Raw genomic sequence first — 12770 nt, forward strand, 5'->3', positions numbered from 1 at the left:
AACCGGGCATTTTACGGGTCGAGTGACACAATGACCGACTGGATCATTGCGGCGGAGGCTAACTTCACGCAGTGAAGTTAAGGCGCGACAGCGCCGGCCAAAGCCATAATTCACACCATGACGATCACGATCAAAACCGCCGCCGATGTCGAGGGCATGCGCATCGCCGGCCGGCTTGCCTCTGAAGTGCTGGACATGCTCATGCCTCACGTGAAGGCGGGTGTCAGCACCGAAGAGCTGGACCGCCTGGCGCACGACCACATCGTGAACGTGCAAGGCGCCATCCCCGCGCCGCTGCACTACCAGCCACCGGGCTACACGCCCTACCCCAAGTCCATCTGCACATCGATCAACCATCAGGTGTGCCACGGCATCCCGAACGACCGGCCGCTGAAGAACGGCGACATCGTCAACATCGACGTCACGGTCATCAAGGATGGCTGGCATGGCGACACGAGCCGCATGTTCATCGTCGGTGAAGGCTCGATCGCCGCCAAGCGCCTGTGCTCGTTCACCTATGACGCCATGTGGAAGGGCATCATGAAGGTGAAGCCAGGTGCACGCCTGGGAGACATCGGCCATGCCATCCAGACCTTTGCCGAGAACGCCGGTTTCTCGATCGTGCGCGAGTTCTGCGGCCACGGCATCGGCAAGAAGTTTCACGAAGAGCCCCAGGTGCTGCACTACGGCCGCCCAGGCACGCTCGAAGAACTGGTCCAGGGCATGGTGTTCACCATCGAACCCATGATCAACGCTGGCAAGCGCGACATCCGCGAAGCCGGCGATGGCTGGACGATCGTCACCCGCGATCGTTCCCTGTCGGCGCAATGGGAGCACACGGTGCTGGTCACCGAAACAGGCTACGAGGTGTTGACGCTGTCGGCCGGCAGCCCGCCGCCGCCGGCTTTCGTCACCGCACCGGCGACTGCCACCGCCTGACAACCGTTTGAGGGAGCCGCCCATGGCGGTCGTGGCTGAATCCACCAGAGCGCCCATGGGCGCTCGCAGCATCAGCGAGCAGCGCACGCAGTTCCGCGAGGGCAAGGCGGCGCTGTTGTCGCACTTTCGCGAATCGCGCGCCACCGCGCCGGCTGCCACACGGCTGGTGCGCGCCTTGGCACGCCATGTCGACCAGACGCTGCTCGAGCTGTGGGAGCACGCGATGATGCCGCCCGGCGCCGCCTTGGTGGCCGTTGGCGGCTATGGCCGTGCCGAGCTGTACCCGCATTCCGACGTCGACGTGCTGGTGTTGCTGCCACCCGGCGACGAGCTGGCCACGGCCCGTCTCGCCGGCTCGCCGAACGACGCGCTCAAATCGTCGGTCGAAGGCTTCATCACCGCCTGCTGGGACATCGGCCTCGAGATCGGCTCCAGCGTGCGCACAGTGGACGAATGCATCGCCGAAAGCGAGAACGACGTGACGGTGCAGACCGCGCTGCTCGAATCGCGCTACCTGTGCGGCTCCAAGCGCGTGTTCAATTCCTTCCGCCGCGCGCATGCCGCGGCCATGGACCCGAAGGCCTTTCTGCGCGCGAAGATGTTCGAGATGCATCAGCGCCACCTGAAGTACGAAGACACGCCCTACTCGCTGGAACCCAACTGCAAGGAAAGCCCCGGTGGCCTGCGCGATCTGCAGGTGCTGATCTGGGTGGCGCGCGCCGCGAGCCTCGGCAAGAGCTGGGCGGAGCTATCGGCTAAGGGCTTGGTCACACCCTTCGAAGTGAAGCAGCTGCAGCGCAACGAAGGGCTGCTTCGGCTGATCCGTGCACGGCTGCACATGGTCGCCGGCCGGCGCGAAGACCGGCTGGTGTTCGACCTGCAGACCGCCGTGGCAGAGAGCTTCGGCTACAAGGCGCCGAAGGGGCAGCGCGTGTCCGAAGTGCTGATGCGGCGCTACTACTGGGCGGCCAAGGCGGTGGCGCAGCTCAACCAGATCCTGATGCTCAACATCGAGGAGCGCATCAACGGCTCGCAGAACGCGCCGATGCGCCCGCTCAACGAGCGCTTCCTCGACCGCGCCGGCATGCTCGAAGTGGTCAGCGACGACCTCTACGAGCGCGAGCCGCACGCCATCCTCGAGACCTTTCTGATCTACCAGCAGACGCCCGGCATCAAGGGCTTGTCGGCGCGCACATTGCGGGCGCTCTACAACGCCCGCGAGGTGATGGACGGCGAGTTCCGCCGCGACCCGGTGAACCGCGGGATCTTCATGCAGATGCTGCAGTCACCCGAGGGCCAGACGCATGCCTTCCGGCTGATGAACCAGACCAGCGTGCTGGGCCGCTACCTGTGGGTGTTCCGCCGCATCGTCGGGCAGATGCAGCATGACCTGTTCCACGTCTACACGGTGGACCAGCACATCCTGATGGTGCTGCGCAATGTGCGGCGCTTCTTCATTCCGGAGCATGCGCACGAGTACCCGTTCTGCTCACAGCTCGCGTCGACCTTCGACGATCCGTGGGTGCTCTGCGTGGCCGCCCTCTTCCACGACGTGGCCAAGGGCCGCGGAGGGGATCACTCCGACCTCGGCGCCACCGAGGCTCGCCGCTTCTGCCGCGATCACGGCATCAGCAAGGAACACGCTTCGTTGATCGAGTTTCTGGTCAAGGGCCACTTGACGATGTCTCGCATCGCGCAGAAAGAAGACCTGAGCGACCCCGAGGTGATCGAGTCCTTCGCCAAGCTCGTCGTCAACGAGCGCCGGCTGACGGCCCTCTACCTGCTGACGGTGGCCGACATCCGCGGCACGAGCCCCAAGGTCTGGAACGCCTGGAAGGGCAAGCTGCTCGAAGACCTGTACCGCCTGACGCTGCGCGCGCTCGGTGGCGCACGGCCCAACATGGACGCTGAGATCGAGTCGCGCAAGCAGGAAGCGCGGCACACGCTCAACCTGTATTCGCTGCTGCCCGGCACCGAGGTGCCGCTGTGGAACACGCTGGAGCTGAGCTACTTCGTGCGCCACGATGCGGGCGACATCGCCTGGCATGCGCGCTCGCTGTTTCGACACGTGGACTCGAACGAGCCGGTGGTCCGTGCGAGGCTGTCGTCCCTCGGCGAAGGCTTGCAGGTGCTGGTGTACGCACCCGACCGGCCCGATCTCTTCGCGCGCATCTGCGGTTACTTCGACAGCGCGGGTTTCAACATTCTGGACGCCAAGATCCACACCACGCGTGCCGGCTATGCGCTCGACACCTTCCAGGTGATCAGCCCGCAGCTCGACCAGCATTACCGCGACCTGATCTCGCTGGTGGAAACGCAGGCCACGCTCGCCTTGAAGGCCGAAGGCCCGCTGCCCGAGCCATCGCGCGGGCGCTTGTCGCGGCGCGTGAAGTCATTCCCGATCACGCCGCGCGTCACGCTGCGCCCTGATGAACGCGGCCAGCGCTGGCTGCTCGGCGTGTCCACGAGCGACCGCTCCGGCCTGCTCTATTCAATCGCCCGTGTGCTCGCGCAGCACCACATCAATCTGCAGCTCGCCAAGATCACCACGCTGGGCGAGCGGGTCGAGGACACCTTCCTGATCGACGGCTCGGCACTGCAGCAGAACCGGTTGCAGATCGAGATCGAAACCGAGTTGCTCGACGCGATTTCGCCCTGAGCTTGGTCTTGGCAACGGCCCAAGAAAAAAGGCGGCGCTGATGCGCCGCCTTTTTCGTTCAGTGCCCCGAGATCAGGAACGCATCAGGTGGTCAAAGGCACCCAGAGCTGCCTTCGCGCCATCACCGGCCGCGATGATGATCTGCTTGAACGGCACCGTGGTCACGTCGCCCGCCGCGAACACGCCGGGAATCGAGGTCGCGCCCTTGGGGTCGACCACGATCTCGCCGTGTCGGCTGAGCTCAAGCGTGCCCTTGAGCCATTCTGTGTTGGGCACCAGGCCGATCTGCACGAAGACGCCTTCCAGCTCGACATGGCGCGACTCGCCCGTGGCGCGGTCGATGTAGCCCAGGCCGTTGACCTTCTGGCCGTCGCCCGTGATCTGGGTGGTCTGCGCGTTGACGTGCACCACCACGTTGGGCAGGCTGTTGAGCTTCTTCACCAGCACCGCGTCGGCACGCAGCTTGTCGGCGAACTCGAACAGCGTCACGTGGGCCACCACGCCGGCGAGGTCGATGGCCGCCTCGACGCCGGAGTTTCCGCCGCCGATCACTGCCACGCGCTTGCCCTTGAACAGCGGGCCGTCGCAGTGCGGGCAATAGGCCACGCCCTTGTTCTTGTATTCCTTCTCGCCCGGCACGTTGACCTCGCGCCAGCGCGCACCGGTCGACAGGATCACGGTCTTGCTCTTGAGCGAGCCGCCGCTGGCGAACCTCACCTCGACCAGCCCGCCCGGCGTGGACGGCGGCACGAGCTTGTCGGCACGCTGCAGGTTCACCACGTCGACGTCGTAGGCCTTCACATGCTGTTCGAGCGAGGTCGCGAACTTCGGACCGTCGGTCTCGAGCACCGAGATGTAGTTCTCGATCGCCAGCGTGTCGTTCACCTGGCCGCCGAAGCGCTCGGCCGCCACGCCGGTGCGGATGCCCTTGCGCGCTGCATACACAGCCGCCGCGGCACCAGCCGGGCCACCACCGACGACGAGCACGTCATAGGGTTCGCGAGCATCCAGCTTGGCGGCTTCGCGTTCGCCCGTCTTGGTGTCGAGCTTGGCCACGATCTCTTCGACCGTCATGCGGCCCGAGGCAAACACTTCGCCGTTCAGATAGACCATGGGCACGGCCATCACCTGGCGATCGTCCACTTCCTTCTGGAACAAGCCGCCATCGATGGTGACGACGCGCACCTTGGGGTTCAGCACCGCCATCAGGTTGAGCGCCTGCACGACGTCCGGGCAGTTGTGGCAGGTCAGCGACATGTAGACCTCGAAGAGGTAGTCGCCGTCGAGGCCCTTGATCTGCTCGATCACCTCGGGCTCGGCCTTCGGCGGGTGACCGCCGACCCACAGCAGCGCCAACACCAGCGAGGTGAACTCATGGCCGAGGGGGATGGCCGCGAAACGCAGGCTCATGTCCGAGCCAATGCGGTTCAAGCTGAACGACGGTTTGCGGGCGTCGTTCCCATCGGTGCGCAGCGTGATCAGCGGCGACAGCGCCGCGACCTCTTCGAGCAGCTCGCGCATCTCGTGCGCACTGGGACTGTCGTCCAGAGAGGCCACCATCTCGAACGGCTCTCGCACGCGCTCGAGGTACGCCTTCAACTGGCCCGTGAGGTTGGTGTCCAACATGATGGGATCTCCTGGAACTTGAATTTGGGACGAGCCCGTCCCTGCCTACCGCATGCGGCGGCGGGGGCGGGCTCGGTACAACTTGGGGAAAACAGGCCCGAAGGCCTGTGGCCTTGAGAAGGCTTAGATCTTGCCGACCAGGTCCAGCGACGGGGTGATCGTCTTGGCACCGTCGTTCCACTTGGCCGGGCAGACTTGGCCAGGGTTCTTGGCCACGTACTGGGCAGCCTTGACCTTGCGCAGCGTTTCCTTCACGTCACGAGCGATCGCGTTGTCATGCACTTCGGCGGTCTTGACCAGGCCCGAAGGGTCGATCACGAAGGTACCGCGAAGGGCCAGGCCTTCTTCTTCGATGTGCACGCCGAAAGCGCGGGTCAACTGGTGTGTCGGGTCACCGATCAGGGGGAACTTGGCCTTGCCGACAGCCGGCGAGGTCTCGTGCCACACCTTGTGGGCGAAGTGGGTGTCGGTCGTGACGATGTAGACCTCGGTTTCCAGCTTCTGGAACTCGGCGTAGTTGTCGGCTGCATCCTCGACTTCGGTCGGGCAGTTGAAGGTGAAGGCTGCCGGCATGAAGATCAGCGTCGACCACTTGCCCTTCAGAGACTGTTCCGTGACTTCGATGAACTTGCCGTTGTGGAAGGCTTGGACCTTGAAGGGTTGAACTTGCGTGTTGATGATGGACATGGGGACCCCTTTGAGTTGATGGATGAGCTACAAAAACGGCGTTGCCTGGGTAGCGAAAGCAGCCTGAGCAACGAACCGAAGTGAATCTTAGGTGCAACGCAGCATTGTCATGATGAATTGAACAAAGGCGATCGATTGATTATATCTATCGATGATTCCGTCGCGGACCCTCTCGCAGTACGGCCTTTGTCGAGAGCGCTCACCCCGCTCGGCCGGTAAGGGTCTCCTAAAATCCACGCCTCGCCTTCTGACCTGAGGATTGCCTTGTCCGACCGCCTTGCCGTTCTGCCGCAGTACCTGATGCCCAAGCAGGCCTTGACCGCCTTGGCTGGCGTGGGCGCCTCGGCGCGCGCCGGCCGACTGACCACCGGTTTTGTCGAATGGTTCGTGCGCCGCTACAAGGTGGACATGAGCGAGGCCGCCAATCCGGACATCGCCAGCTACCCGAGCTTCAACGAGTTCTTCACCCGTGCGCTGAAACCGGGTGCGCGGCCGCTGGCGGCTGCCGATCTGATATCCCCGGTCGATGGCGCGATCAGCCAGTTCGGGCCCATCGAGCACGACCAGATATTCCAGGCCAAAGGCCACAACTACTCGACCGCCGCCCTGGTGGGCGGCGATGCCACCTTGGCGGCGCGCTTCGATCACGGCAGCTTCGCCACGCTGTACCTGAGCCCCAAGGACTACCACCGCATCCACATGCCCTGTGATGGCGAGCTCACGCGAATGATTCACGTGCCGGGCGACCTGTTCTCGGTCAACCCGACCACGGCGCGCGGCGTGCCGGGCCTGTTTGCCCGCAACGAGCGCGTGGTCTGCGTGTTCGCGACGCCGCGCGGCCCTTTCGTGCTGGTGCTCGTCGGAGCCACCATCGTCGGCAGCATGGCGACCGTCTGGCACGGGGTGGTCAATCCGCCCCGGGTCAAGAAAGTTCGCGAGTGGCACTACCCTGAAGCGACCGGCGGCAAGCCTGTCGCACTGAAGCGCGGCGAGGAGATGGGGCGCTTTCTGCTCGGCTCGACGGTGGTGATGCTGTTCCCGAAGGCGTCGTTGCAGTTCAACCCGTCGTGGCAGCCCGGTGGCGCCATCCGCATGGGTGAACCGATGGCGAACTACGCCTGATCGAGCCTGAGCCGGTGACGGCTCTCGAAGCGGTGCAGGCGCCCGGTGATCGGGTCCGTGAAGTCCAATGACCGGGCCAGCAGCTGCAAGGGCCGCCGATAGTCCGGCGCGGCATCGTATGGAAGCAGCGTCGGGTACAGGGCATCGTTGACGATGGGAATGCCCAGGGCCGCCATATGGGCGCGCAGCTGGTGACGTTTGCCCGTCTTCGGGCGCAGTCCATAACGGCCCAGCCCATTGGCCGAATCCAGCAGCTCGATGTGTGTCTCGGCGTTCGGTTGGCCGACGACTTCATGCGTCGTCATGAATGAGTTGCCCTCTTCCAAGCGGCTGGCATGAATCAACGGCAGGGCCAGATCGGCCCGGATCGGCGCGATGGCCTCGTAGCGCTTCTCCACGGCACGGTCCCGAAACAGCGCCTGGTATGCGCCACGCGCACATGGCCGCACGGTGAACAGCACCAGGCCCGCGGTTTCGCGGTCGATGCGATGCACTGGGGCCAGCGTGTCGATGCCGAGCTTTCGCTTCAGGCGCACCAGCAGGGTCTCCTGCAGATAACGACCCGATGGCGTCACCGGCAGGAAGTGGGGCTTGTCGGCGACGACGATCGCATCGTCCTGGTACAGCACCGCCTCGTCGAAGGGAATGCGCGGCTCGTCGTGCAGGCTGCGGTAATAGAAGAGCCTCGTGTGCGGCGTGAAAGCCGTGTCCGGCCCGACAGCAGCGCCCTGCTCATCGGTCACCTCGCCTCGTTGCATTCTGGCGAGCCATTCTTCGCGCGGGATCGATGGAAAGCGTTGCACGAAGAAGGCAATCAAGGTCGTCCAAGGCCCCTCGGGCAAGGCGACGCAGCTGCGGCCCACGCCCTCGCGTACCGACAAGCTCTCAGCGAGCAGCATCGAGACGCCTGGCCCGCTGCAGCCGCCATTCGCCATCGGGCTCGTCGGCGTAGACCTGCTCGGCGGTGGTCTCCGTCTCTTGCAGCCGGGTGTCGAGTGCCACGCGGTTGTCGAACACGAAGCACTCACCTTGCCACTCGCGTTCGGCGTCCGGCAGGGTCAGAAAGTAATTCAGGATGCCGCCTTCGAGTTCGCGGACCCGCAGGCCCAGGTCACGCATCCAAGCACTCGTCTTTTCGCAGCGGATGCCCCCGGTGCAGTACATCGCCACCGTCTTGCCTGCAGCCTTCCATTCGTCGGCGTGCGCTTCGACATAACGCGGGAAGTCACGAAAGTTCGTGACACCGGGGTCGATCGCATTCCTGAAGCGGCCGAGCCGGTATTCGAAGCTGTTGCGGTTGTCGAGCAAGACCACGTCGTCTCGTGCGATCAGTTCTCGCCACTCTTCAGGGGTGACCCGCGTGTCGCTGGCGGCTCCGCCACCCGCTACGCCCACCGACACGATCTCGGGCTTCACATGGACCTTCAGGCGCGCGAAGGGCGGTGTCTTGCAGGCGCTGCGCTTGAAGACGATGCCGGCCAGGCGCTCGTCTTCCTGCAAGGCCGCCTCGAACGCGTCCAACGCATCGGCATGGCCGGCGAGCACGCCATTGACGCCTTCTTCGGCGACCAGCACGCTGCCCAGCAGATTGGCGGCGAGCAGGCGCAGCTGGGCTGCGACCGCATGAGGATCATGCAGTGGAACGAACTTGTAGAAGGAGATGTGGAAGATGGGGGGCGTCATGAAGACGCGATTGTCGCAAGCTCAGGCCCTTGCCGGCACTCACAAACCGGGCATCGAGCCCGGCTTGTTCGCCGCTGCGCTGCGCTGGTCGATCCCCGCGAGCGGGGCCCCTCGCCCTTCGCTCCGCTTGCTACCCCATGTGCAACCCGCCGTTGACCGAGAAATCGGCCCCGGTCGCGAAGCCGGATTCATCCGACGCCACCCACGCCACGATGGATGCGATGTCGTCCGGCGTGCCCAGGCGCTTGACCGGGATGCCGGCGACGATCTTGTCGAGCACATCCTGCCGGATGGCCTTGACCATGTCGGTCGCGATGTAGCCGGGGCTCACGGTGTTGACCGTCACGCCCTTGTTGGCCACCTCTTGTGCCAGCGCCATCGTGAAGCCGTGCATGCCAGCTTTGGCGGCCGAGTAGTTGGTCTGGCCGAACTGGCCTTTCTCGCCATTCACCGAGCTGATGTTGATGATGCGGCCCCAGCCCCGCTCCAGCATGTCGTCGATGACCTGCTTGGTCACGTTGAACAGGCTCGTGAGGTTGGTCTCGATGACCGCGTCCCAGTCGGCACGGCTCATCTTGCGGAACATGCCGTCGCGTGTGATGCCAGCGTTGTTGACCAGCACGTCGATCGGGCCGATCTCTGACTTGGTCTTCTGGAACGCGGCGACGGTGGAGTCCCAGTCGCCCACATTGCCCACCGACGCGTGGAAGTCGTAGCCCAGGGCCTTCTGTTCGTCGAGCCACTTCTTGAAGTCGCGGCTCGGGCCGCAGCCTGCAATGACAGTAAAACCGTCTTTGTGCAGACGCTGGCACATGGTGGTTCCGATGCCACCCATGCCCCCGGTGACGTACGCGATCTTCTTGCTCATTGTTTTTTTCTCCTTGGGTTTAGTGATGGTCTAGCGTCTCTCGCCAAGCCACACCGGTCAACCGGGTTCCCCCCAAACTGAGAAGAAAACACCGGGCCACCCCAAGTTTTCTTTGCTCCCTTCGAGGGGCGGCTGTCGCAAAGCGCGACAGCCTTGTGGTCTTGTTCTTTCAGCGCTCTACCGTCAGTGCAACGCCCATGCCACCGCCGATGCACAGGCTGGCAATGCCCTTCTTGGCATTGCGACGCTGCATCTCGTGCAACAGCGTCACCAGGATGCGGCAACCCGACGCACCGATGGGGTGCCCGATGGCAATCGCACCACCGTTCACGTTCACCTTGCTGGTGTCCCAACCCATCTCGTTGTTGACTGCACAGGCCTGCGATGCAAAGGCTTCGTTGATCTCGAGCAGGTCGAGATCGCTCGCCTTCCAGCCGGCGCGTTGCAGTGCTTTCTGCGAGGCTGGCACAGGGCCCATGCCCATGATCGACGGATCGAGTGCCACCGTGGCGTAGCTCTTGATGCGTGCCAGCGGCGTGAGGCCCAGCTGGTCGGCTTTCTTGGCCGTCATCACCACCACCCCGGCCGCGCCGTCGTTCAGGCCAGAAGCGTTGCCAGCCGTCACGCCACCGGCCTTGTCGAATGCGGGGCGCAGGCCGGCCAGGGCTTCGGCGCTGGTCTTGCGGTTGATGTATTCGTCGGCCGCAAAGACGATCGGGTCGCCCTTCTTCTGCGCGATGCTGAAGGGAACGATCTCGTCCTTGAACTTGCCGGCATCTTGCGCAGCCGCAGCCTTCTGCTGCGATGCCAGGGCCAGTGCGTCTTGCGCTTCGCGGCTGATGCTGTACTTCTTGGCCACGTTCTCGGCAGTGATGCCCATGTGGTACTGGTTGTACACATCGAGCAAGCCGTCGACGATCATCGAGTCGACGAGCTTCCAATCACCCATGCGCTGGCCGTCACGCGAATTCGGCAGCACGTGGGGCGCCATGCTCATGCTCTCTTGCCCACCGGCGATGACGATCTCGGAGTCGCCATCACGAATGGATTGCGCTGCCAGCATCACCGCCTTGAGGCCGGAGCCGCACACGGCGTTGATGGTCAGCGCCGGCACCGATTGCGGCAACCCGCTCTTGATGACCGACTGGCGCGCCGGGTTCTGGCCCGAGGCGGCCGTGAGCACCTGGCCAAGGATGACCTCGTTGATCTGGTCCCCGGTGAGCTTGGCACGCTTGAGCAGGTCAACGATGACCGCGGCGCCGAGTTCTGGGGCGGGAACCTTGGCAAGGCTTCCGCCGAACTTGCCTACGGCGGTACGGGCGGCTGCAACGATCACGATGTCGGTCATGTGGATTCTCCTGTGATGACGGCGGGTTTGACGAATGTGTTCTCACGCATGCCGCTGCGTCAAGCCTTCTGTTTGACGTAGCGGCCGGGTGCGGGTTCGATGGGTCTGTATTGGCGGTTTCCCGGTGTCTTGGGGGCGGCAATCTGCTTGCCGCCCTGGCTCTTCAGCCAGGCATCCCAGTCGGTCCACCAGCTGCCGGGGTGCTCTATGGCCTTGTCGAACCAAGCTTGCGCAGTTGCGGGCAGTGCCGCGGTGGCGCCGGTCCAGTAGCTGCGCTTCTTCTTGGCGGGCGGGTTGATCACGCCGGCGATGTGGCCCGAGGCGCCCAGCACGAACCGGCATTTGGCGCCCTTGAGCACCTGGGTGTTGCGGTAGGCGCCGTCCCACGGAACGATGTGGTCTTCCTTCGAGCCGTACACATAGGTCGGCACGTCGATCAGCCCGAGGTCGACCTTCTCGCCGCAGACGGTCATCTTGCCCGGCTTGACGAGGTTGTTCTCGAGGTAGGTGTTGCGCAGGTACCAGCAGTACATCGGCCCAGGCAGGTTGGTGCTGTCGCTGTTCCAGTACAGCAGGTCGAAAGGCGGCGGCGTCTCGCCCTTCAGGTAATTGCCGACCACGTAGTTCCACACCAGCTCGTTCGGCCGCAGGGCGCTGAAGGTGGACGCCAGTTCCTGGCCCTTCAGCAGGCTGCCGCCGTTCGGGCTGTCAGGGCCGAGGGTCACCTCGCGCATCTGGACCATGGCTTCATCGACGAAGAGATCGAGCACCCCGGTGTTGGCGAAGTCGAGGAAGGTGGTCAGCAGTGTCATGCTGGCGGCTGGCTTCTCGCCACGCGCCGCCAATATCGCCAGCGCGGTGGCAAGAATGGTGCCGCCCACGCAGAAACCGAGGGTGTTGATCGTCTTGGTGCCGGTGATCTGCTGCACCAGGCCGATCGCCTTGATGGCGGCATCCTCGATGTAGTCGTCCCAGGTCTTCTGCGCCACTTCTTCGTCGGCATTGCGCCAGCTCACCACGAACACCCGGTGCCCCTGCGACACCGCGTGCCGGATCAGCGAGTTCTCGGGCTGCAGGTCGAGGATGTAGTACTTGTTGATGCACGGCGGCACCATCAGCAGCGGCCGCTCGAACACGGTCTTAGTGAGCGGCTTGTATTCGAGCAGCTGGAACAGCTCGTTCTCGAACACCACGCTGCCTTCGGTAGTGGCCACGTTGCGCCCCACTTCAAAGACCGTTTCGTCGGTCTGCGACATGTGGCCCTGCCGCAGGTCGCCCAAAAGGTGCTGCAGGCCTTGGCTGATGCTCTCGCCCTTGGTCTTCAGCGCCAGTTCCATCGCTTCGGGGTTGAGCGGCAGGTAGTTGCTCGGGGCCGCGGCAGCCACCCATTGCTGCACGGCAAAGCGCAGGCGCTCGCGGGTCTTCTCATCGCCTTGAACGCTGTCGGCCATCTTCGCCAGCGTGCGGGCGTTCAAGAGGTAAAGCTGCGCCATGAAGGCGGCAGACGGATTCTTGGTCCACGAGGGGTCGGCGAAGCGCTTGTCATTCAGCGCCACAGGCACCTTGTCGGCCGAAGCGCCCACCATGCCGTTCCACAGCTCGGTGGCCTGCTTCACGTAGTCGCTCTGCAAGGCGTCGAGCGCCGGCAGCGGCACGTTCAAGCTCGACAGCGACTTGACGAGCTCGCCGACCGTGGCGCCGTAGGCTTGGGCGGCCTCGGTGTTGGCGGCGAATGCCTCGGTCGCCGATTTCGGCGTCGATGTCCTGTTTTTCATATGTCTCCCATCTGGCCGGCCCGACCTGCCGCGGGCGGCCTGTCTCTAAAGTGTGCCTCTGTC

10 protein-coding genes are annotated in these 12770 nt (G+C 64.3%); 3 read left to right on the forward strand and 7 right to left on the reverse strand.

Annotated elements, in window-relative coordinates:
- Positions 1–117: 117 nt before the first annotated feature.
- Entirely contained in the window at positions 118–939 is an 822-nt protein-coding gene (gene map, locus AC1DYS_RS23575) for a type I methionyl aminopeptidase (RefSeq protein ID WP_477903664.1), read from the forward strand.
- A 22-nt stretch (positions 940–961) separates the two neighbouring features.
- Complete coding sequence (locus tag AC1DYS_RS23580) at positions 962–3598, forward strand: [protein-PII] uridylyltransferase (RefSeq protein WP_477903666.1); 2637 nt, start codon at positions 962–964, stop codon at positions 3596–3598.
- A 72-nt stretch (positions 3599–3670) separates the two neighbouring features.
- On the opposite strand, the gene ahpF is transcribed toward AC1DYS_RS23580, so the two are convergent.
- Positions 3671–5224, reverse strand: a complete 1554-nt coding sequence (ahpF, locus tag AC1DYS_RS23585) for an alkyl hydroperoxide reductase subunit F (protein ID WP_477903667.1) — start codon at positions 5222–5224, stop codon at positions 3671–3673.
- A 123-nt stretch (positions 5225–5347) separates the two neighbouring features.
- Complete coding sequence (ahpC, locus tag AC1DYS_RS23590) at positions 5348–5911, reverse strand: alkyl hydroperoxide reductase subunit C (RefSeq protein ID WP_047484305.1); 564 nt, start codon at positions 5909–5911, stop codon at positions 5348–5350.
- Between the two features lie 264 nt (positions 5912–6175).
- On the opposite strand from ahpC, the gene asd reads away from it, so the two are divergent.
- Complete coding sequence (asd, locus tag AC1DYS_RS23595; protein ID WP_477903669.1) at positions 6176–7033, forward strand: archaetidylserine decarboxylase; 858 nt, start codon at positions 6176–6178, stop codon at positions 7031–7033.
- Here the strand turns inward: asd and AC1DYS_RS23600 are convergent.
- The 5 genes from AC1DYS_RS23600 to phaC all read right to left on the reverse strand — a co-directional run bounded on the left by AC1DYS_RS23600 (position 7024) and on the right by phaC (position 12707).
- Entirely contained in the window at positions 7024–7932 is a 909-nt protein-coding gene (locus AC1DYS_RS23600) for a pseudouridine synthase (protein ID WP_477903671.1), read from the reverse strand. The genes asd and AC1DYS_RS23600 overlap by 10 nt on opposite strands.
- Positions 7919–8716 (reverse strand): oxygen-dependent tRNA uridine(34) hydroxylase TrhO, encoded by a 798-nt coding sequence (gene trhO / locus AC1DYS_RS23605; protein WP_477903673.1) that lies wholly within the window; start codon positions 8714–8716, stop codon positions 7919–7921. The genes AC1DYS_RS23600 and trhO overlap by 14 nt, the downstream gene beginning before the upstream one ends.
- Positions 8717–8846: 130 nt before the next feature.
- Positions 8847–9584 carry a 3-ketoacyl-ACP reductase gene (locus AC1DYS_RS23610; RefSeq protein ID WP_477903675.1) on the reverse strand — a complete coding sequence of 246 codons (738 nt, stop codon included), beginning with the start codon at positions 9582–9584 and terminating at the stop codon, positions 8847–8849.
- A 169-nt stretch (positions 9585–9753) separates the two neighbouring features.
- Positions 9754–10932 (reverse strand): acetyl-CoA C-acetyltransferase, encoded by a 1179-nt coding sequence (locus tag AC1DYS_RS23615; RefSeq protein WP_047484300.1) that lies wholly within the window; start codon positions 10930–10932, stop codon positions 9754–9756.
- 59 nt (positions 10933–10991) lie between these two features.
- Positions 10992–12707, reverse strand: a complete 1716-nt coding sequence (gene phaC, locus AC1DYS_RS23620) for a class I poly(R)-hydroxyalkanoic acid synthase (protein WP_477903677.1) — start codon at positions 12705–12707, stop codon at positions 10992–10994.
- Positions 12708–12770: the final 63 nt, after the last annotated feature.

This window comes from Rhizobacter sp. P2_G4 (assembly GCF_056403575.1).

Coding starts and splice junctions, on each gene's coding strand:
- trhO (WP_477903673.1), bottom strand. CDS start 8,716: ATGACGCCCCCCATCTTCCACATCTCCTTCTACAAGTTCGTTCCACTG.
- map (WP_477903664.1), top strand. CDS start 118: ATGACGATCACGATCAAAACCGCCGCCGATGTCGAGGGCATGCGCATC.
- phaC (WP_477903677.1), bottom strand. CDS start 12,707: ATGAAAAACAGGACATCGACGCCGAAATCGGCGACCGAGGCATTCGCC.
- ahpC (WP_047484305.1), bottom strand. CDS start 5,911: ATGTCCATCATCAACACGCAAGTTCAACCCTTCAAGGTCCAAGCCTTC.
- AC1DYS_RS23610 (WP_477903675.1), bottom strand. CDS start 9,584: ATGAGCAAGAAGATCGCGTACGTCACCGGGGGCATGGGTGGCATCGGA.
- ahpF (WP_477903667.1), bottom strand. CDS start 5,224: ATGTTGGACACCAACCTCACGGGCCAGTTGAAGGCGTACCTCGAGCGC.
- AC1DYS_RS23600 (WP_477903671.1), bottom strand. CDS start 7,932: ATGCTGCTCGCTGAGAGCTTGTCGGTACGCGAGGGCGTGGGCCGCAGC.
- AC1DYS_RS23615 (WP_047484300.1), bottom strand. CDS start 10,932: ATGACCGACATCGTGATCGTTGCAGCCGCCCGTACCGCCGTAGGCAAG.
- AC1DYS_RS23580 (WP_477903666.1), top strand. CDS start 962: ATGGCGGTCGTGGCTGAATCCACCAGAGCGCCCATGGGCGCTCGCAGC.